The sequence below is a fragment of the Flavobacterium sp. R1_16 genome, assembly GCF_057652095.1.
Map to the genome: position 1 here is coordinate 351,955 of NZ_JBYFCG010000002.1, position 22,819 is coordinate 374,773.

General features: G+C 33.5%; 15 protein-coding genes. 11 read left to right on the forward strand and 4 right to left on the reverse strand.

The window, feature by feature from the left end; all coding sequences use genetic code 11:
- The first annotated feature begins 79 nt into the window (after nucleotides 1-79).
- The 4 genes from AC23L6_RS05950 to AC23L6_RS05965 all read left to right on the forward strand — a co-directional run bounded on the left by AC23L6_RS05950 (nucleotide 80) and on the right by AC23L6_RS05965 (nucleotide 7,298).
- Nucleotides 80-1,639, forward strand: a complete 1,560-nt coding sequence (locus AC23L6_RS05950) for a right-handed parallel beta-helix repeat-containing protein (RefSeq protein WP_487560930.1) — start codon at nucleotides 80-82, stop codon at nucleotides 1,637-1,639.
- 126 nt (nucleotides 1,640-1,765) lie between these two features.
- On the forward strand, nucleotides 1,766-5,551 hold the full coding sequence (gene purL / locus AC23L6_RS05955; RefSeq protein WP_487560929.1) for a phosphoribosylformylglycinamidine synthase: 3,786 nt from the start codon (nucleotides 1,766-1,768) through the stop codon (nucleotides 5,549-5,551).
- A gap of 84 nt (nucleotides 5,552-5,635) precedes the next feature.
- Entirely contained in the window at nucleotides 5,636-6,742 is a 1,107-nt protein-coding gene (locus tag AC23L6_RS05960) for an acyltransferase family protein (RefSeq protein ID WP_487560928.1), read from the forward strand.
- 109 nt (nucleotides 6,743-6,851) lie between these two features.
- On the forward strand, nucleotides 6,852-7,298 hold the full coding sequence (locus AC23L6_RS05965) for a hypothetical protein (protein WP_487560927.1): 447 nt from the start codon (nucleotides 6,852-6,854) through the stop codon (nucleotides 7,296-7,298).
- A 40-nt stretch (nucleotides 7,299-7,338) separates the two neighbouring features.
- Here the strand turns inward: AC23L6_RS05965 and AC23L6_RS05970 are convergent, their stop codons facing one another.
- A complete protein-coding gene (locus AC23L6_RS05970; RefSeq protein WP_487560926.1) occupies nucleotides 7,339-7,929 on the reverse strand; it encodes a dual specificity protein phosphatase family protein in 591 nt (196 codons plus the stop codon).
- Nucleotides 7,930-8,042: 113 nt separating this feature from the next.
- On the opposite strand from AC23L6_RS05970, the gene AC23L6_RS05975 reads away from it, so the two are divergent.
- Nucleotides 8,043-9,818, forward strand: a complete 1,776-nt coding sequence (locus AC23L6_RS05975; RefSeq protein ID WP_487560925.1) for an AMP-dependent synthetase/ligase — start codon at nucleotides 8,043-8,045, stop codon at nucleotides 9,816-9,818.
- Between the two features lie 185 nt (nucleotides 9,819-10,003).
- Nucleotides 10,004-11,092: an endonuclease gene (locus AC23L6_RS05980; protein ID WP_487560924.1), complete on the forward strand. Its 1,089-nt coding sequence runs from the start codon at nucleotides 10,004-10,006 to the stop codon at nucleotides 11,090-11,092.
- Nucleotides 11,093-11,426: 334 nt separating this feature from the next.
- On the opposite strand, the gene AC23L6_RS05985 is transcribed toward AC23L6_RS05980, so the two are convergent.
- Together AC23L6_RS05985 and AC23L6_RS05990 are read right to left on the reverse strand one after the other, a co-directional pair.
- The gene (locus AC23L6_RS05985) at nucleotides 11,427-13,523 is read right to left on the reverse strand and encodes a T9SS type A sorting domain-containing protein (RefSeq protein WP_487560923.1); all 2,097 of its coding nucleotides are present in this window, start codon (nucleotides 13,521-13,523) and stop codon (nucleotides 11,427-11,429) included.
- 292 nt (nucleotides 13,524-13,815) lie between these two features.
- Nucleotides 13,816-16,203, reverse strand: a complete 2,388-nt coding sequence (locus tag AC23L6_RS05990) for a 7TM diverse intracellular signaling domain-containing protein (RefSeq protein ID WP_487560922.1) — start codon at nucleotides 16,201-16,203, stop codon at nucleotides 13,816-13,818.
- A gap of 110 nt (nucleotides 16,204-16,313) precedes the next feature.
- On the opposite strand from AC23L6_RS05990, the gene AC23L6_RS05995 reads away from it, so the two are divergent.
- The 3 genes from AC23L6_RS05995 to AC23L6_RS06005 all read left to right on the forward strand — a co-directional run bounded on the left by AC23L6_RS05995 (nucleotide 16,314) and on the right by AC23L6_RS06005 (nucleotide 19,767).
- A complete protein-coding gene (locus tag AC23L6_RS05995; protein ID WP_487560921.1) occupies nucleotides 16,314-16,886 on the forward strand; it encodes a non-canonical purine NTP diphosphatase in 573 nt (190 codons plus the stop codon).
- Between the two features lie 100 nt (nucleotides 16,887-16,986).
- Nucleotides 16,987-18,912 carry a DEAD/DEAH box helicase gene (locus tag AC23L6_RS06000; RefSeq protein ID WP_487560920.1) on the forward strand — a complete coding sequence of 642 codons (1,926 nt, stop codon included), beginning with the start codon at nucleotides 16,987-16,989 and terminating at the stop codon, nucleotides 18,910-18,912.
- An 87-nt stretch (nucleotides 18,913-18,999) separates the two neighbouring features.
- Complete coding sequence (locus AC23L6_RS06005) at nucleotides 19,000-19,767, forward strand: carboxypeptidase-like regulatory domain-containing protein (RefSeq protein WP_487560919.1); 768 nt, start codon at nucleotides 19,000-19,002, stop codon at nucleotides 19,765-19,767.
- 63 nt (nucleotides 19,768-19,830) lie between these two features.
- Here AC23L6_RS06005 and AC23L6_RS06010 read toward each other — a convergent pair whose 3' ends face one another.
- Nucleotides 19,831-20,487 (reverse strand): TrmH family RNA methyltransferase, encoded by a 657-nt coding sequence (locus AC23L6_RS06010; RefSeq protein WP_487560918.1) that lies wholly within the window; start codon nucleotides 20,485-20,487, stop codon nucleotides 19,831-19,833.
- 65 nt (nucleotides 20,488-20,552) lie between these two features.
- Between AC23L6_RS06010 and AC23L6_RS06015 the strand changes: the two genes are divergently transcribed.
- Nucleotides 20,553-21,245: an SIR2 family NAD-dependent protein deacylase gene (locus AC23L6_RS06015; protein WP_487560917.1), complete on the forward strand. Its 693-nt coding sequence runs from the start codon at nucleotides 20,553-20,555 to the stop codon at nucleotides 21,243-21,245.
- Nucleotides 21,246-21,306: 61 nt separating this feature from the next.
- Entirely contained in the window at nucleotides 21,307-22,653 is a 1,347-nt protein-coding gene (gene purB, locus AC23L6_RS06020; protein ID WP_487560916.1) for an adenylosuccinate lyase, read from the forward strand.
- Nucleotides 22,654-22,819 lie beyond the last annotated feature (166 nt).

Sequence of the window (22,819 nt, forward strand, 5' to 3'; positions counted from 1 at the left end):
TCTTTTTTTTCTTTAGTATCTAGTATCATCAAATAAACGAATAAAGTATTTTTACTATTTTTACCAAAATTCAATACTAATGCACAAATTAATCTACTTTCTTTTCATTGGACTTATCATCTCATTGAGTTCTTGTCGAAAAGATTTTGATACCGTTCCAAGTTCAGGAAATCTGCAATTTTCAAAAGATACTATTTATTTAGATACCGTTTTTACCAATATTGGTTCAAGTACCTACACTCTAAAGGTGTATAATCGGAGTAATAAAGACATCAAAATTCCGAAAATACAGTTAGAAAAAACCAATTCAAAATACCGAATCATGGTTGATGGAATGACAGGCGAAGATGAGGATAAAAATGGCATTGGTGATGGAAAAATCTTTAATAATGTAGAACTATTAGCCAAAGACAGTTTGTTTATTTTTGTTGAAACAACAGCAAATATTTCCGATGCTAATCCTAGCGATTTTCTCTACACCGATAGAATTCTGTTTGATTCTGGTGCAAATCTTCAAAAAGTAAATTTGGTCACACTAATCCAAGATGCATATTTTCTTTATCCACAAAAATACGAGGACGGAACTAAAGAAACCTTATTATTAGGGCTTGACGAAGACAATAAAGAAGTGCGCGTTAACGGTTTTGAATTGAATGAAAATGACCCAATAAACGGAAACGAATTTCGTTTTACCAACGAAAAGCCTTATGTAATTTACGGATATGCTGGTATTCCTCAAGGAAAAACCTTAACTATAGATGCTGGAGCTAGAGTGCATTTTCACTCTGAATCTGGGATAATTGTTCAACCAGAAGCTAATTTGATAATTAATGGAGAAATATCTCCTGATTCTTCTAAACCATTAGAAAACGAAGTTGTTTTTGAAGGTGATCGCCTTGAACCCGATTTTGAATATGTTGCAGGTCAATGGGGAACTATTTGGATGCGAGAAGGAAGTAATGCTAACATTAAACATTTAACAATAAAAAATGCTACTGTAGGGCTTTTGATGCAAAACAGTACTTTAACTTTAAACGATTCTCAAATTTATGATTGTTCCAACTATGGAATATTGGCTAGAGTCTCAAAAATTATTGGGAAAAACAATGTCTTAAATTCAGCTGGACAAAGTTGTTTAGCTATAAGTATTGGTGGAGATTATCAATTCACACATTGTACATTTAATAATAATTGGAACAGTACAAAGCAAAAAGCGGTCTTGATTACCAATTATGAAAAAAATGAAGACGAAACGATCTCAGCCTCAGACTTAGTTCGAGCCAACTTTTATAACTGTATTATTTATGGTTCTAATAATGTGGAACTTTTTTTAGACGCCATAGAATCGGTAGCCTTCAATACTTCATTTGAAAGCTGTTTAATTCAATTTAACGATTCAGGCACAGGTATTCAAAAAGATGTGAAGTACGATTTTATTCGTAAAGAGGAGACCGGCAACATAAAAAACAAAGACCCTAAGTTTTACAACCTAAACCTCAATCGATTAAACATTGATGAAACATCAGCTGCTTTTCAAAAAGGAAATCCAGATTATCGATTAGCTAAGGATATACTAGGAGTTACACGAACTACAACACCAGATATGGGAGCATACCAAAGCGCCCCTTTTCCAGAATAAATTGTTAAGAATCTTTTTAGTTTGTCTTTGTGTGTTGTGTTTTTTAGACTATTTTTGCAATCACAACAACACACCTGAGGCGTTCTAGATTATACAGGGCGTAACAGAATAAAACAACTACAACTAATGATTCATTTCTTCGGAAACGAAAGTTCTACTGTTTTTGCTATACAGACGCAAACCGAACTTTCAACAGAAACTATCTCGAAATTAAATTGGCTTTTTGGCAACGCACATAAAATAGAAAAATCCGTATTGACGGATTTTTTTGTTGGACCACGTGCCGCTATGATTACGCCTTGGAGTACAAATGCGGTAGAAATTACTCAAAACATGGGAATTTCTGGCATCATTCGTATTGAGGAATTTGAAAAAGTAGCTGCCAATTTTATTGATTTCGATCCAATGCTTTCACAAAAGTATTCGGAATTAAATCAAGACATTTATACGATTAATATCCAACCAGAACCCATTTTGGATATTGAAGATATTGACGCTTACAATAAATCAGAAGGTTTAGCTCTAAGCCCAGAAGAGGTTGAATATTTAAATAACCTTTCTACGAAATTAGGGCGACAATTAACCGATTCAGAAATTTTTGCTTTCTCACAAGCGAATTCTGAGCATTGTCGTCATAAAATTTTCAATGGAACCTTTGTGATTGATGGCGAAGAAAAACCAACTTCTTTATTCAAATTAATTAAGAAAACATCGGAAACCAATCCAAACGATATTGTTTCCGCTTATAAAGATAATGTAGCATTTGTAAAAGGTCCGAAAGTAACACAATTTGCTCCAAAAAGCGCTGACAAACCTGATTTCTATCAAGAAAAAGAATTCGATTCAGTACTTTCTTTAAAAGCAGAAACACACAATTTCCCAACAACCGTAGAACCTTTCAATGGAGCAGCAACAGGTTCAGGAGGAGAAATTCGTGACCGTTTAGCGGGTGGACAAGGTTCGTTACCATTAGCAGGAACTGCGGTTTATATGACTTCATACTCTCGTTTAGCAAAAGAACGTCCTTGGGAAAACGGAATGGCAGAAAGACCTTGGTTGTACCAAACTCCAATGGATATTTTAATTAAAGCCTCAAACGGAGCTTCAGATTTTGGAAATAAATTTGGGCAACCATTAATTACAGGTTCTATCTTAACTTTCGAGCACGAAGAAAACAATCGTAAAATTGGTTACGATAAAGTCATCATGCAAGCAGGTGGAATTGGTTATGGAAAATTAGATCAAGCGATTAAAAAGAAACCACAAGAAGGCGACAAAATCGTTATTCTAGGTGGAGAAAATTATAGAATTGGAATGGGTGGTGCTGCAGTTTCTTCTGCAGATACAGGTGCTTTTGGTTCAGGAATTGAATTAAATGCCATCCAGCGTTCGAATCCAGAAATGCAAAAACGTGCGGCAAATGCTATTCGCGGTTTAGTGGAAAGCGACAACAATCCAATCGTTTCCATTCACGACCATGGTGCAGGTGGACATTTGAATTGTTTGTCTGAATTAGTAGAAGAAACGGGAGGTTTAATCGATTTAGATAAATTACCAGTTGGTGACCCAACACTTTCGGCTAAAGAAATCATCGGAAACGAATCGCAGGAAAGAATGGGATTGATAATTGGTGAAAAAGATATTGAAACTTTACAAAGAATTGCCGATAGAGAACGTTCTCCAATGTATCAAGTAGGTGACGTTACGAATGACCATAGATTTACATTCGAAACCCGAAATGAAAAATATTTTACCACTGAATATAAAAATCGGGTTCTTGACTTCCAAAATTTAAATAACAGTCAGGAAAAATCTAAATCAACTGGTGTAAAACCAATGGATTATGCTTTGAAAGATTTCTTCGGAAGTTCGCCAAAAACCATTATGACGGATAAAACCGTTGCAACCAACTATTCAGATTTAGAATATTCTAAAGAAAATATAGCAAGCTATTTAAGTCAGGTTTTGCAACTAGAAGCCGTAGCTTGTAAAGATTGGTTAACCAACAAAGTGGACCGTTGTGTGGGCGGACGCGTGGCAAAACAACAATGTGTGGGTCCATTACAATTACCTTTAAACAATGTAGGAGTAATGGCATTGGATTTCAAAGGAAAAGAAGGAATTGCGACTTCGATTGGACACTCGCCTATTTCGGCTTTAGTGAATCCTGTTGCGGGTTCAAGAACTGCTATTGCTGAGGCGTTATCAAATATCGTATGGGCGCCGATGAAATATGGTTTACAATCAGTTTCATTATCAGCCAACTGGATGTGGGCTTGTAAAAATGAAGGAGAAGACGCTCGTTTATATGAAGCAGTAAAAGGATGTTCGGATTTTGCTATTGAATTGGGAATCAATATTCCAACCGGAAAAGATTCGCTTTCTATGAAACAAAAATATCCAAATGACGAAGTAATCGCGCCAGGAACGGTTATTATTTCAGCTGCTGGAAATTGTTCAAACATTACTAAAGTAGTAGAACCTATTTTACAACGAAATGGCGGAAACATTTACTACATCAACTTATCGCAAGATTCGTTTAAATTAGGTGGAAGTTCGTTTGCTCAAGTGTTGAATAAAATTGGAAATGATGTTCCAACAATTCAAAACTCGGAATTCTTCAAAAAAGCGTTCAACGTTTTACAAGATTTAATAAAAGACAGAAAAATTAAAGCAGGACACGATATTGGAAGCGGTGGTTTAATCACTACTTTACTAGAAATGTGTTTTAGCCCCCTAACCCCCGAAGGGGGAACTCCACACTTTGAGGAAACTGGGATGAAGTTAAATTTTGATTGTTTTGAAGAAAAAGATTTAGTTAAAATATTGTTTTCAGAGAATGTTGGAATTGTTATACAGCCAGCTAATAATGAAGAATTTGAAAAACAATTAACCCAAAATCAAATTGAATTTTTTAATTTAGGAACAGTTACAACTAACGGAAAATTAGAAATTATTTCTAAAGCTTCAATATTAAATTTAGATGTAGTTTCCTTACGTGATACTTGGTTTAAAACATCTTTCCTATTAGATTCAAAACAATCTAAAAACGGAATGGCAAAGGAGCGTTTTAATAATTATAAAAATCAGAAATTACAATTTACTTTCCCATCGCATTTTGATGGAAAATTACCGGTGATTGATGCTTCAAAACCAAGACCAAAAGCCGCTATTATTCGCGAAAAAGGAAGTAATTCAGAACGCGAAATGGCAAATGCTATGTATTTAGCAGGATTTGATGTAAAAGATGTACACATGACCGATTTAATTTCGGGAAGAGAAACTTTGGAAGACATTCAATTCATCGGAGCGGTTGGAGGATTCTCGAATTCAGATGTATTAGGTTCGGCTAAAGGTTGGGCTGGAGCATTTTTATACAACGAAAAAGCAAATACCGCTTTGAAAAACTTCTTCAAACGCGAAGACACGCTTTCGGTTGGAATTTGTAATGGTTGTCAGTTATTAATGGAATTAGAATTAATCAATCCAGAACACGAAGTTCATGGAAAAATGCACCACAACACTTCGAACAAACACGAAAGTGGCTTTACTTCGGTAACGGTTCAGAAGAATAATTCGGTGATGTTATCGACTTTAGAAGGAACCACTTTAGGAGTATGGATTTCACATGGAGAAGGAAAATTCAAATTACCATATTCAGAAGATAAATATAACATTGTAGCAAAATATGCTTACGAAGGTTATCCAGCCAATCCAAATGGTTCTGATTTCAACACAGCTATGCTATGTGATACGACTGGAAGACATTTAGTTATGATGCCACACATTGAGCGTTCTACTTTCCCGTGGAATTGGGCACATTATCCAGATAGAGGCCAAAAAGACGAAGTTTCGCCATGGTTAGAAGCTTTTGTGAATGCTAGAAAGTGGATTGAGAATGCTAAAAAATAAATTAATGAAATTAAGATTGTTACAATTAGTTTTATTTATATTCTCTTCTTTTTCTGTAACTTCGCCCATACTGGTTAAGAAAAAATGATAAAAAAACGAATTGCAACATTAGATGGATTTAGAGCTTTAGCCATACTATCTGTCCTCTTTTATCATTTTTTTTCAAGATGGATTCCACCTATAAATAAAACATCTTTGTACCCTTATTCTGATAGTTATAATTATTTTCAATATGGGTATTTAGGAGTTAATTTCTTCTTTATTATCAGTGGTTTTGTCATCTTTTTTACACTTGAAAACACAAGTGATTTTTCTACTTTTTGGAAAAAAAGAAGCATTAGATTACTTCCTCCTATTGTAGTAGCTTCTATAATTACCTTTCTTATTTTTAATCTATTTGATAATTCAAACTTATTTCCCTCAAGCCATCAGGCAAAAAATTTTATTCCTAGCATTACATTTATATCACCAGACTTATTGAATACATTATTTCCTAGCCTCCATCTAAATTATATCAACGGAGCTTACTGGAGTCTATGGCCAGAAATACAATTCTATCTTTTTTCAAGTATAATTTATTATTGTAATAAGAATAAATTCATTAGAAATTTTTTGATTATATCAATTTTCTTAATCATTATCCATCATATTATTCAAAACGTTCAAGGAAGTAACAAACTTCATATTGTCTTATCAAAAGATTTTCTGACAGCATATTCTAGATGGATTGAAAATGGTTTCAATTTGATTTCCTATTTACCTTTTTTCAGTATAGGTGTACTGTTCTATTTACTGTTTAAGAATAATTATCTTAATAATAATACTGAATGGCATATAAAATTTTCATTAACATTTTTGCTGTTATTTATATTATACATAGGAATAAATTTTGAAGTCAAATTAATCTTTATGATTATGTTCCTTTTATTTTTGGGTTTTATTTATTTACCTAACAAAATCTTGTTTTTTGAAAATAGGATACTAACTAATATCGGAGAATCTTCTTATTTTTTATACTTAATTCACGAAAATATTGGTGTTTTAATTATCTATTCGATAGGACAGTATTTTTTGCCATTTGGATTTGTCTTACCCATGCTATTAATTATGGTGTTCATGAGGATTAGTTACTTATACTTCTCCAAAATAGAGCGTAAAATAAGTACTTGGTTAAAAATGAAATTGCTTTAAACTCCTAATTTATTTAAAATAGTATCGGTTTTTATTATATTTGTTTGAAGATTACGTAAATAAAATTTCCCTACTACACACAACTTGAATTTATAAATTATTTTTACTTATGAAATTACAAAGTCTCTTATCCATAACACTACTAATGTTTGTTAGTAATTTTTTTGCGCAAAATTCATTTACTTCTATTGATACTAGTGATGGTATACACTACATAACACCCAACATTGATTATCCAATTACAGGAACCTATCTTTTTGAAGGAGGAGAACCCATTGTAGAATTGAACGCCAACGGAACTGGAATTTATCAATTACACGAACAGCCTAAAAAGGAAATGGTTTGGGGAATAGAGTGTGATGAAAACGGAAATCCTAAATACATCAAAGGATTTGAGAGTATAGCTTATACCCTTTGGTATCAATGTACCACAACCTCTGAAAGCGATACATATGAGGGATGGAAGAAGGTACCATTCTCTATTCATCTTAATACTTTAAAAATGTATATCCAAGGGGAAAGAGTAAAAAATTTTTCTGAGACTTCAGAAAAATAAAATAATGAGCTGTAAATTTCTAAAGAATGGTAACTACTATTTACTCATGTATAGAATCTTTTTGCTTCCTTGATTTATAAGCTTTAAGGAATTCTCCTTTGGGTTTTCCATCATCAAAAGAACTCCATTTAATGAGTGTCCTAACTCCTTTTCTAGCATCTTCATTAGACCAACCTTCATATTCAATTCTATATATAGCCGAATACATTTCAGCACGTCCTACACCATGATAACAATGAATTAAAACTGGATAATTATCCTTGTTATCCATAATTTTAAAAAATCGATCTAAATTCTCTTGTTTAGGAACTTGATCTGAACCGTTATTGAAATAATTAACACCTTTTATCTTGGCTACTACTTCTTGTTCGGCAGTTAATTCTTTTGGGACTTCTGGGTTGTTTACCAAATCAGCAGTTCCTGGAAAACGCAAATCTACAATAGATTTTATATGATACTTCTTTACATAATCAGCAATCTCATCTGGAGGAATAACCCCAGATTTATAGACTTTGCCTTCGGTTATCGTCTCAAAATTATGATTGATATTCATGTCGTAGGCATATTTCCCTACAAAAAATAAAATTATTGCTAAGATTGAAAAAACTATGATTTTTTTATTGCTTCTCATAATGATAAATTTAGACAAATTTACAAGTTTCATGACAATCTTTTTTTATTTTAAATAAATATTGTGATTCATTGTTTAATTAATTAATTTGCATAAAAATAATACCAACCAAAATGACCAAGATATCACGATTATTTGATTTTCCTTATTATCAGCTTGAAAAATTCAATTCTATTCCTGATGCGTTGGTAACGAAATACAATGGGAATTGGATAAAAACTTCAACAGAGGATTATATTGAAAAAGCCAATACCATTTCTAGAGCACTTTTGAGAATGGGTGTTCAACCTAACGATAAAATTGCTGTTATTTCAAGTAATAATAGAACGGAATGGAACATTATTGACATTGGTATTTTACAAATAGGCGCTCAAAATATTCCTATTTATCCAACTATTTCTGCCGAAGAATATGAATACATACTCAATCACTCACAAGCCATTTATTGTTTTGTTTCTGACACAGAAGTGATGCGTAAAATCAATTTAATTCGTGAAAAAACACCTCTTTTAAAGGAGATTTATACTTTTAATGAAATTATTGATCATAAAAACTGGAATGAATTATTAGAGTTAGGAAAAGACAAAAGCAACCAAAACATTGTTGAAGAAAGAAAAAATAGTGTAAAACCAGAAGATTTAGCAACAATAATTTATACATCTGGGACTACTGGTAAACCAAAAGGAGTTATGCTATCTCACACAAATATAGTTTCCAATGTATTGGATAGTGCGCCAAGAATTCCATTTGAAGCCGGAAATAGTAGAGCTTTGAGTTTTCTACCTATTTGTCATATTTTTGAAAGAATGATTTTATACTTATACCAATACTATGGTGTTTCCGTATATTTTGGTGAGTCTATAGATAAAATTAGTGACAACATAAAAGAAGTCAAACCAAACGTCATAACTGCCGTACCCAGACTATTAGAAAAAGTTTACGATAAGATTTATGCAAAAGGCAGTGAATTATCAGGTATCAAAAAAGCATTATTTTTCTGGGCCATCAACTTAGGATTAAAATATGAACCTTACGGTGCAAATGGAATTTGGTATGAATTACAACTAAAAGTAGCCAGAAAATTAATTTTCAGTAAATGGAAAGAAGGTTTGGGAGGAAATCTGGACTTAATGGTATCAGGAAGTGCTGCCCTACAACCAAGATTAGCAAGAGTTTTTGCCGCTGCCCAAATCCCAGTAATGGAAGGCTATGGTCTTACCGAAACCTCTCCTGTGATTTCTGTGAATGATATGAGAAACAGAGGATTTAAGATAGGAACTGTTGGCAAACCTATCAAAAATGTTGAGGTGAAAATTGCTGACGATGGAGAAATACTTTGCAAAGGACCTAATGTCATGATGGGGTACTACAAAGATGAAAAATTAACAAATGAGGTTATAACTGATGGTTTTTTTCACACTGGTGACATAGGTCTCATAGATAATGAAGGATTTCTCAAAATTACTGACCGTAAGAAAGAAATGTTTAAAACTTCTGGCGGTAAATACATAGCCCCTCAGTTGATTGAAAATGCCATGAAGCAGTCTCGTTTTATTGAACAAATTATGGTCATTGGAGATGGAGAAAAAATGCCTGCTGCTTTTATACAACCAAATTTTGATTTTATAAAAGAATGGGAAAAGATTCATGGAATTAAGATTGGTGAAACCAATGAAGAAATTATAAATAATCCCAAAGTAATAGAACGCATTCAAGAAGAAATTGATCATCTAAATTCCAAATTCGGTAATTGGGAACAAATAAAACGCTTTGAACTTACTCCAGATATTTGGTCTATAGAAAGTGGTCACCTAACACCTACGCTAAAGTTAAGACGTAAAATTGTTATGGAAAAATACAAACATCTTTACACTAAAATTTATCCATAATTTAACTATTAAATACCACCTCAAAAATATTTCACTTTTCATATATTGTTAATTTAATAGCTAAATGTGTTAAAATTTAAATATTTTAACAAATTATGCGACTAAAAATGATTTTTATAAGGCAATAAGATTTAGTTTTGTTGCCCCTTAATTTTATAAAAAAGTAAAATATTTAGTATCCTCACATGAAAAAAAATTTCACATTATTATTTCTAATTCTAGTTACTACAAGTTATGCTCAACCACCTGCTGGATATTATAATTCAGCTACTGGTACTGGTTATGCACTAAAAACACAATTACATGCTATTATTTCTAATGGCTATGTAGACAAATTCTATGGAGGGTTGTATGATACTTACCAAACTTCTGATATTGATAAAAATTATGAAAATGATGGAACAATTTTAGATATGTACTCAGAAAACCCAACTGGACCTGATCCATATAATTACTATCCAGATTCTTCACAAAGATGTGGAAGTTATACAAAAGAAGGCGATTGTTATAATAGAGAACATATCATTCCACAATCAGTTTTTAATTCTGAAACTCCGATGGTTTCAGATGCTCATTTTATTACTCCAACTGACGGTACAGTTAATGGAATACGTGGAGATTTACCTCATGGTAAAGTAGGAGTTGCCAATAAAACTACACTAAATGGTTGCAAGGTAGGAACTGCTGACAATAGTGGATATTCTGCTGGTTATAGCGGAACTGTTTTTGAACCAATAGATGAATTTAAAGGAGATATTGCACGGATGTATTTTTATTTTGCTACTCGGTATGAAAATTTAATTACAACATGGAATAAACCATATCCCCCTTTCAACGGAACATCCAATCAAGTTTTTACAGATACATTTAAAAATATATTGCTAACTTGGAATGCTCAAGACCCTGTAAGTCCAAGAGAAATAGCAAGAAATAATGCCATTTATGCACGTCAAAAAAACAGAAATCCATTCATTGACGACAATACTTATGTAACAAAAATATGGGGATCACCTCTAGCAACAAACTCTTTTGAATCATTAGGAACAGTAGCGGTATTTCCAAATCCATCAAAGGATTCTAAAATAAATATTCAAACCGAAGTAGTATTAGATGAAATAAGTTTAGTAACCATTAATGGGCAATTAGTTGAACAAATTAAAAAGCCCTACATGGAAAACAATACATTTACTTTAAAAAACTTGAGCCCCGGATTCTACTTTCTTAAATTGACATCAAATAACCAGTCAATTGTAAAAAAAATTATTGTGAATTAGAATAAGTGAATATTAAAAAATCAAATGCCATATCTTAGGATTGCATTTTTTTTATCTATAAATATAAAAATCTATTCGTTATTAAAGTTGATGTTTTCAGAATGTCCCTAAAGTAGTTGATTTTTTCATCAATCAAGTATATAAAATCAGTTAAATCCTAATTCTCACTAGCAGAAAATTATTGAATAAATCCCATTAAAAAAAGCTACATAAATCCCCTGCTAACAAATAAAAATGAGTTGAACTGAAAGAAAATATAAAAGCAAAAAAAAAACAGTAACTATCGCTACTGTTTTTTAATATAAATTGTCAGCTATCGCATCAATTGATTTTATTATCTCTTAATCATTCGAAGCGTTTTCAATTGCTTTCCTTGAGATACTATAACATTGTAAACTCCTGCAGGGTAATCTACTCCTATTTCTTTAGTAGTCAATTCTGTTACAGTGGCTTTACGAACCTCAAGTTGTCTTCCTATCATGTCATATACTTTTACTTCTACAAGTTCATCACTAGAACTTTCAATGGCTAAGTTGAAATGAGAAATAAATGGATTAGGGAAAGCTTTCACAGCAAAAACATTTGCTTGCAATTCATTAGAACTCATTCTAGAAATTGAAATCGCTGGCGTTGTAACGTTACATGCTGCTCCAAATCCTTGCCAAACATCATTAAATTTAACAGCCGCTCTAATTGAATACGTTGTGGTTGGCGCACCACCTCCGCTCAATTGACTTAAGCTAAAATATCTGTTTGTAGTTTCGTATGTTCTAACATTAGAACCATTAGTAACTTCAAAACGATAATCTGTAGCCAAATAAACTTCATTAACCAAAATTGGTGTATTAACAATGGCCAAAGTAGCACCACATTGTGCATCAATAACTTTAGTAGCTGTTACATCACTTGGAGTAGTTACGTTACATGATGGACCAAATGCACTCCACACACCACCAAATTTATATGCTACTTTTACACCATAGGTAGTATTGTATGTAATACCTGATAATTGTGACAATTGAAAAAATCTATTAGTAGTGTCAAATGTAGTTACTGTTGAACCATTTGTAACTTCAAAGCGATAGTTCGTAGCATTAAAAATTTCATTAGCAAAAATTTGAGTGCTTACAGCATCTAAAACAGCTCCGCATTGAGCATCAACAACTTGAGAAAGGCCTGGGGCTACTGGTGTAGTAACGGTACAAGCTGCTCCATAAGGAAGCCATGTATTATTATATCTAGAGGTTACTCTTATAGTATATGTAGCACCATATCTAGCAATTGTTGGTAACAATGACAAACGAAAATATCTATTTGTAGAATCATATGTATTGGCTGCACCAGAACCTCTTTTAACTTCAAATCTATATGCTGTAGCTCCAGAAACTGGTTTGGCCCAAATAGCTGTTGCCACAGAAGATAAAGTAGCACCACATTGTGCATTTATCAAACTAGTCAAAGGTGGTACAGTTACATCACAAGATTGACCATATGCCTGCCAAACTCCTCCAAAGTTTACTTCTACTCTAATAGAATAAGTAGTACCATAATCTACAGTTCCTGATAATTGACTCAATTGGAAAGAACGAGTTGGTGATTCAAAAGTTCTAACTGTAGATCCATTTGTTACTTCAAAACGATATGCTGTTGCTAAATATACTTGGTCTGCAAATATAAATGTATTCAACGTTGGAATTGTCGTTCCACATTGAGAAGCAACAACTTTAGTTGCTGTTGCACTATTTGGTGTCGTTACACTGCATGAAGACCCGTAAGCACCCCAAACACCATCATATTTGGTAGCTACTCTTACACTGTATGTACTATTAAATGCAACTCCAGCAAGTTGGGATAATTGAAAAAATCTGTAAGGATTTTCAACTACACCTACAACATCAACTCCATCACTAACTTCAAAACGATAATCAGTAGCCAAATAAACATCTTCTGCAAAAATGGAAGAAGTTACAAGTGCTAATGTACTTCCACACTGGTCAGCAACAACCTTAGTAGCTGAAGGATTAGCTGGCGTAGTAACATCACAACTTACACCATAATCATCCCAAACTCCTGCAATTTTTACGGCAACTCTTACAGAATACGTAGTATTGTAAGCTGGTATTCCAGCTCCTAATTGAGAAATTAGAAAATACCTGTTTGTCGACTCATATACAGTTACATTACTTCCTTTAGTAATTTCAAATCTGTAATTTGTTGCAGATGCAACTGGATTAGCCCAAACTGGAGTGCTAACTGCAGCCAATACTCCACCGCATTGTGAGTTGATAACTTTTGTACACGAAGTACAAGCATCCGCTAACTCTGTATTTGATGTCGTGCTCGAATTATTTGAACTCGAGTTGGAATCTATTTTTGTATTTCCAAACATTGTGGTTACAAAAAATAGACTGAAAAGTAAAACATTTTTCATAAACTATTTTTTTGGGGTTAATAAATTGAACTGAATCATTAAGTTAAACAAAATATTTAATCTGCATGTAGCAAAAAACATATAAATATATACCTTGATTTCATTTTTATAAAAATATTTCTGCTATACGACCAAAATAATCGATAAAAGACCTTTTTATTGAGTTTGAAGGCAACAATTCATACCTTTTATACAAAAATAACAGCCCTGACTAATTGTATAATTTTAAATTTTACAACTGAAAAACATGGTTTTGGGAAGGTTTTTGCACTATTTGTTCAACCATTAAAAATCAAACCGAGACTAAAGCAACAATATTTTTGTATAAACTGTCCTTATCAATTGGCTTTGATAAATAATGATTCATCCCTATTTCAGAAACTCTGGCTTTTGTGGCTTCCATTACATCGGCAGTAACGGCAATAATTGGAATGTTTTTTTTGGCCTCACCTGCTTCGCCATTTCTAATTGCGATAGTGGCTTCATAACCATCCATGATAGGCATTTGCAAATCCATCAAAATTATATCATAATGATTTTCAGTTAGTTTTTTCACGCCTTCCTCTCCATTATTAGCAAAATCAACAGTAGTGTTCAGCCATTTTTTTGTAATCATTTTAATAACCATTTGGTTCATAGCATTGTCTTCAACAACTAGAATCGATTTTCCTTTTAGGTCATATTCTAACGCAGTTGGCTCAACTGATTCTGTTTTGACTACCTCAATAATTTCATAAGGCAATTCAATTTCGCAAATCGTTCCTAAACCTGTGGTACTGTCAATTTTAATCTTTCCTTTATGTAATTGAATCAAGTGATTCACTATGTAGAGACCAAGACCTAAACCTCCAAATTTTCGTTTGTTATTAATGCGTTCTTGAGAAAAAGAATCGTAAATACTATTTATTTTTTCTTTAGAAATCCCAACACCAGTATCGCTAATAGTAAAAATCATCAACACTTTGTTTCCCTTCTCCCTCTTGGCTTCCAATTTAAATTTCACAAAACCTTCATTCGTGAATTTCAACGCATTACTCAATACATTGTGAAGAATTTGACTTAATCGTATGACATCTCCTTTAACCATATCTGGTAAATCCTCTCCCTTTTGAAAAGTAAAATCCAAATTTTTATCCTTAGCTTCTCTATTAAAATTATTTGCAATATGTTCAACTGTTTTTATCAAATCAAAATCGGTTGATTCTAGTTCTATTTCATTTTTTTCAATTTTGGAGAAATCTAAAATATCATTAATAGAACTCAATAAACTATAGGTAGAATATTTTATAATTTGACTTCCACTTTGAACTTGTTTATCATCGCTTTCGTTTGCCAATGTTTTAGCCGTATTTAATATAGCATTCAATGGAGTTCGCAATTCGTGGCTAATATTAGAGAGAAAATAAGATTTCAATTCGTTCATTTCCTCTGAACGTTGAAGTGCTAAAGTTTGTAATTCTTCTCGCTCATTTTTTAAACTCCGTATCAAATTCGCCATCGAAAGCGAGAGGAAAATAACCTCTAGTCCAGTACCTAACTTGGAGCTGTTTTCTGTCCAAAATGTTAATGGTAGAATACTAAAATTTTTGAGAATAAAAATTACAAATCCGCTAATCAAAAAGAAAATACCAATAGCAAAGAAATAATCTACTTTTTTTGTTTTTATGTAAACAACAACTAAGGAAGAAATTATCAATATCAATAGTATTAACCCTAGTCCATTGGCAATTGGATATGAAACTTCTAATGTACTGGGAACAAACAATAAAGCAATAAACAAGACAAAATCTAAGACATACAGCGCTCTAAATGAGTTATTAATAAAAGAATTGTATTCCTTAATTTTTAAGAATATCTGAGCATATCTCCCCAGTAAAAAATTAGCAATTGTGGCGAAGATTATAACTGAATGTAAGGAAAACCAACCAGAATTTGGGGTTATAAATTGAAAGAAATAACCATCAACTGAAAACTGTAATAAACCTATAAAAACAACATACAAACTGTAATATAAAAACGTTCTTTCTCTCATGGCAAAGAAGAAAAAGAAATACAAAATGGCTGCAATTATTAATATTCCATAGAAAAACCCAAATACAATTTGTTCAAATGAAGTCAGAGCAATTAAATCTTCAGTAGTGTGTAAATTTAAAGGCATAGAAAGTAACTCACCATCACTTTTTACATGCAAATAAAATTCTTGCATTTCTTTTGGTTCCAATTCTATTCTAAAAATAGTTTTTCTGTGATTAAAACTTCTTTCCTTGTAAGGTATAGCATCCCCACTCTTGTACTTTGTAACAACTCCATTAGAAGTAATGCAATAGAGTTCTGCAAAATCCGTAATGGGTCTTGCTGTTTCTAAGAAGTAAACTAAACTCTTATCACCATCGTTCTTGAGTTTGAACTTAATCCAAAAATTATTCTTGGTAAATCCAAAATCGGCATTGGCTTTCTGAACAGGAATAAATCTCAAGGTTTTGTCATTTCTTACTTCATTCAGGGTTAATTCTTCAGAACCAACATCAACAAATGTAGCTTGAGAATGAATAGAAAAAGGACTTATGTCATTTCCTCTAAGAACATATTGGGAATGAAGCGAAGATGAAAAACATAAAAATAGGTACAATAAAATACAATTGATTTTGCCAAAAAGAAAAAGAGTCTTATTTTGTTTCATTCAGTAATTAATTTCAATTTGGTATGAAATGTACGAAAATAAGACAACTTTGGTTTTATTTCTATTTTTTTTGCGATAATTTTACCAAGAATCAATTAATCTTAAAAAATATGCAACTTGTTTTCGCATCGAATAATCCCAACAAAATCAAAGAAATACAACATCTACTTCCAAATACTATAAAAATCCTAAGCCTATCCGATATTGGTTGTGAAGATGAAATTCCGGAAACGTCAAATACTATCGAGGCCAATGCTATTCAAAAAGCAAATTATATAACCCAAAACTATGGGTACGATTGTTTTGCAGATGATACTGGTCTAGAAGTCGAAGCTCTTAATGGAGAACCTGGCGTTTTTTCTGCTAGGTATGCAGGCGAACAACGAAATTCTGAAGACAATATGGATAAACTGCTTGCTAATCTTCAAAATCATTCCAATAGAAAGGCACAATTTAAAACGGTAATAGTTTTAAATCTTGCTGGAAAACAATATCTTTTTACTGGAATTGCTAAGGGCGAAATTACATTGGATAAGAAAGGAATTAAAGGTTTTGGCTATGATCCCATCTTCAAACCCGAGGGATTTTCTGATACTTTTGCACAACTTTCTGTAGAACAAAAGGGTGCTATTAGCCATCGTGGCAAGGCTGTTAGACAACTTATCGATTTCATAAAAAAGTAACCTATTGATTATCAAACAATAATAAAAACACAAATCTGTATTTTGAGTTAGGGTATCTCGTTTATTCACCGTACTTTTGCACCAAATTTTAAAAACTTATATGAATAAATTTGAACAATTAGGATTGAGTGAATCGCTACAGCGTGCGATTATCGATCTAGGATTTGAGAATCCGACCGAAGTACAGGAAAAAGCGATTCCCCTATTATTGGAACAAGAAACAGATTTAGTAGCGTTGGCTCAGACAGGAACAGGGAAAACGGCAGCTTTTGGTTTTCCAGTGATTCAAAAAATTGATGCTGACAACAGAAATACACAGGCGTTAATTTTATCACCTACACGTGAGCTTTGCTTACAAATTACCAACGAAATTAAATTGTACTCTAAGTACGAAAAAGGCATCAATGTAGTAGCTGTTTATGGAGGTGCAAGTATCACCGAACAGGCTAGAGAAATTAAAAGAGGAGCTCAAATTATTGTAGCTACACCTGGTAGGATGCAAGACATGATTAACAGAGGTTTGGTAAACATTACTCAAATCAATTATTGCATCTTAGACGAAGCAGACGAAATGTTGAACATGGGATTCTACGAAGACATCGTAAACATCCTATCAACCACACCTGACGAAAAAAGCACTTGGTTATTCTCGGCAACCATGCCTGCAGAAGTAGCGCGAATTGCAAAACAATTCATGCACAATCCATTAGAAATCACTGTTGGAACTAAAAATTCTGGTTCAGCAACAGTATCTCACGAATTTTACTTGGTAAATGCTCGTGATCGTTACGAAGCCTTGAAACGTCTAGCTGATGCTAACCCAGACATTTTCTCTGTTGTTTTTTGTCGTACCAAAAGAGACACACAACAAGTAGCCGAAAAATTAATTGAAGACGGCTATAATGCTGCTGCACTTCACGGCGATTTATCTCAAGCGCAAAGAGATTCTGTAATGAAATCCTTTAGAGGTAGACAAATTCAAATGCTTGTTGCAACCGATGTGGCTGCTCGTGGAATTGATGTGGACAATGTAACTCACGTAGTAAACTATCAATTACCTGACGAAATTGAAACCTACAATCACCGTTCAGGTCGTACAGGCCGTGCTGGTAAATTGGGAACATCTATAGTTATTGTAACAAAAAGTGAATTACGTAAGATTTCATCTATTGAAAGAATCATCAAACAAAAATTTGAAGAGAAAACCATTCCGTCAGGAATTGAAATCTGTGAAATTCAATTGTTGCACTTGGCCAACAAAATCAAGGATACTGAGGTAGACCACGAAATTGACAACTATCTTCCAGCCATCAATACGGTATTGGAAGGCTTGTCAAAAGAAGAATTGATTAAAAAAATGGTATCTGTTGAATTCAACCGATTTATTAATTACTACAAAAAGACACGTGATTTATCCACTCAATCTTCTGGTTCAGAAAGACGTGATGACAGAGAACCAAGAGAAAGTTCTAATGGCGGAGCGGTGCGTTACTTTGTAAACATAGGTGCTAGAGACAATTTTGATTGGATGTCATTAAAAGACTACCTTAAAGAAACACTAGACCTAGGTCGTGATGATGTATTTAAAGTAGATGTTAAAGAAGGATTCTCATTCTTTAATACAAATCCAGAATTTACGGATAAAGTAATGGAAACCTTAAACAATGTAACTCTTGAGGGAAGACGTATTAATGTAGAGATTTCTAAAAACGATGGTGGAGGAAGACGTGATCATAACGGGCGACATTCTGGTGGTTCTAGAGGTGATAGAAATTCTGGTAGCGGAGGTTTCAGAGGTGACAGAAGTTCAGCTCCAAGAAGCGGAGGCTTTAGAAGCGATAGAAATTCAGCTCCGAGAGAAGGCGGATTTGGAAGAAGTGAATCAAGAGGTTCATCTGCTCCAAGACGCGAAGGCGGATTTTCATCAGATAGATCATCAAGAACAAGTGATTTTTCTAACAGAGCTCCAAGACGTTCTGAGGGTTCGTCTGATAGACCAAGAGAAAGAAGACCAAGAAGAAGCTAAGCCTTTTTGTTAATTTTCTTATAATTATACCAAAGACTACTCTATATTTTAAGGTGTTTTATTACTTTTAAGCTTTTAAAACACCCTATGAAATATTTAGTAGTCTTTTTTCTTTTACTTACGTCAGTTGCCTCTTTCTCACAAGAAACTACTACAATTCAAAAGGTTTCAGGAACCATCCAAAACGACAATACTTTACTGCCAATTTCAAATGTAAATGTTATCAATTTAAACAAAGCCATTGGAACGACCACTAACAACAAAGGTTTTTTTGAAATTGAAGCCGCAGTAAACGATACGCTACACATTTCCTTCATAGGGTTTCAATCCTTGAAAGTTAGGGTAACCAATGACTGGATTAAAAATAAAACGACCAAAATCCAATTAACCGAAAAAGCAATCGCTCTCGAAGAAGTGATTATAATGCCTTATAATTTAACGGGATACTTAGAAATCGACTCTAAATTAATTCCAATGCGTGAAAATTATCGCTACAGCATTTCGGGTTTACAGCAAGGATATGAAGCAGGCGAATATTCTCCAAATGCTTTTGGGAGAGTAATGGGTTCTATCTTTAATCCCGCAGACATGTTGTACAATTTTTTTGGTAAAAAACCTAGAGAACTCAAAAGGCTCAAGGAAATCAAAAAAGACAATTCTGTTCGCGAAATGCTGGAGTCCAAATACGACCGAGAAATGATTGCGGTGCTACTAGGCATCGACAAGAAAGAATTGTCCGAAATTATGGAACGGTGCAACTACTCTGAAGCCTTTGTAAAATCTGCTAACGATTTGCAAATCATGGACGCCATTAGCCAGTGTTATGAAGAATACAAGGTGTTGAAAAAGAAGTAAGTATCTGTAATTATTTGGAAATTAGTAACGAAATTTATACGAATTAACCTATCAAAATACTTTCTATTCTTTACTATAATACCGCTTTTCAATACGTTTGATATCCTTAATTGAATTCTTAGTCCAAGCCAAACGTTTTTCGAGAATTTCATCGGCAGATAATTGCCAATCAAGATTTGAGTTTCGCAATCTATTGGTGAGATTTTGAATAATAATAGCAGCTGATACCGAAATATTTAAACTCTCTGTAAAGCCTACCATAGGTATTTTAAGAAACCCATCGGCTTGCTGTAAAATTTCGTCTGAAAGTCCTTCTTTTTCAGTACCAAAAAACAAAGCGCTTCGTTTTGATATATCAAAATTTTCGAGCAAAGAATCCTTTTCATGTGGTGTAGTTGCAATGATTTGATAGCCTTTATTTCTGAGGGTAGTAATACAACTAGAAACGCTGTCGAAGGTATTAATGTCAACCCATTTTTGAGCACCCATAGCAATTTGCTTGTCAATTCTTTTACCAAAACGTTCCTCGATAACATTCAATTGCTGAATTCCAAAAACTTCACAACTGCGCATCACCGCACTAGTATTGTGCATCTGAAAAACATCTTCTACGGCTACAGTAAAGTGATTGGTTCTATTTTGAAGTATCTCAAGAAATCTTTCTTTGCGGTTGTCTGTCAAAAAATCTTCCAAATAATGAAGGTATGCGGTATCAATCATTTCATCTTTTTTGGCAAAAATAGTAAAAAAGAGTAGTTTTATATCCTTGTAAAACTAGCACGCCAATGAAAAAGAAACTGGTACTTCTCACTGGAGCAGGTATTAGTGCCGAAAGCGGTATTAAAACCTTTAGAGACAGCGATGGCTTATGGGAAGGTCATGATGTTATGGAAGTAGCTACTCCTGAAGGTTGGCATAAAAATCCCTCTTTAGTTCTTGACTTTTACAATAAAAGAAGACAACAATTAAAAGAAGTTCAACCCAATTTAGGGCATCACATTTTAGCTCAACTAGAACAGGAATTTGAAGTACATATTATTACACAAAATGTAGATGATTTACACGAACGTGCCGGTAGTTCTAACGTTTTGCACTTGCATGGTGAATTATTAAAAGTACGAAGTTCAAAAGACGTCAACTACATTCTGGATTGGCATGACGATTTACACCTAGGAGATGTAGACCCCAATAAACATCAATTGAGACCGCATATTGTTTGGTTTGGAGAAGAAGTTCCCGCACTTGAAGAAGCGGTATATCTCACCCAAATGGCGGATATCTTTGTGGTCATTGGAACTTCCCTTCAAGTGTACCCAGCTGCTGGATTGGTTGATTTTACGCAACCTGAAACTACTCTTTTTTATATTGACCCTAAGCCTGCGATAATTCCAAATCGCAGCAACTCCATTGAAGTTATTGATACAATAGCTAGTGAGGGATTGCTAATTCTCAAAGAACGTTTATCGCAATTGTTATGAGAAAACTGAATACTATTCCCTATTTTTGCACCACACATTTTGAATAAACAACACAACAACAATGACTACTTTAAACGAATTGAATGCTATATCCCCAATTGACGGAAGATATAGAAGCAAAACCATTTCCTTAGCTCCTTTTTTCTCTGAAGAAGCCTTGATACGATACCGCGTGTTAATCGAAATCGAATATTTCATTGCTTTGTGCGAAATTCCTTTGCCCCAACTAAAAACCGTAAACCCTACTGTTTTTGAAAGTTTACGAAACATTTACAAGGACTTTTCAACCCAAGATGCACTTTGGATTAAAGAAACTGAAAAAGTAACCAATCACGATGTAAAAGCAGTAGAATATTTTATAAAAGATGCTTTTGAAAAACTGGGTTTAACCCCATATAAAGAGTTTATTCATTTTGGACTAACCTCCCAAGACATTAATAATACTGCAATTCCTCTTTTGACTAAAGAAGCTTTTGAGCAAGTATATCTACCTTTATTAATCTCATTAACTGCTAAACTGAAAGAGTTAAGCATGGAATGGGCTACTATTCCTATGCTGGCCAAAACCCACGGTCAACCTGCTTCTCCTACTCGTTTAGGAAAAGAAATTGGTGTATTTGTAGAGCGATTAGAAGAACAAATGCGTCTGTTATTCAACATACCATTCGCAGCTAAATTTGGTGGAGCCACAGGCAATTACAATGCGCATCATGTTGCGTATCCACAGATTGATTGGAGGCAATTTGGAAATCATTTTGTAGAAGACATTCTCGAATTGCATCACTCCTTCCCGACTACACAAATTGAACATTACGACCATTTTGCAGCTTTTTTCGATGCTTTAAAGAGAATCAATACCATCATCATTGATTTAGACAGAGACATTTGGACTTATGTTTCGATGGAGTATTTCAAGCAAAAAATCAAAGCAGGAGAAATTGGTTCCTCGGCAATGCCTCACAAGGTAAACCCTATTGATTTTGAAAACTCAGAAGGGAATTTAGGAATTGCCAATGCTATTTTTGAACATTTAGCAGCAAAATTACCTGTTTCTAGATTACAAAGAGATTTGACAGACAGTACCGTTTTGAGAAATATTGGTGTTCCCATAGGGCATACTTTAATTGCTTTTGAAGCTACCTTAAAAGGGCTGAATAAATTGCTGTTGAATGAATCTAAATTTGAAGAAGATTTAGAGAAAAACTGGGCAGTTGTTGCCGAAGCAATACAAACCATCTTGCGTCGTGAAGGCTATCCAAATCCATACGAAGCGTTGAAAGGTTTAACTAGAACTAACGAAGCTATAACCAAGAATTCCATTCATGCTTTTATAACAACTCTGGATGTCTCTGATGCTATAAAAACAGAATTAATGCAAATTACACCTAGCAATTTTCTCGGAATTTAATTAAAATACATGCTTACTAAAAGTCATCCTTAGCGATGACTTTTTTTTCTGAAATAAATACTTAACAGTTTTTTAAGTCTCAATTAGTCTTTAAAACACTTTCCTTTTTTGTAAATTAGCCCAAATACTTTACAATAAACAACCAACAAGGCCATTTCAAAGACGA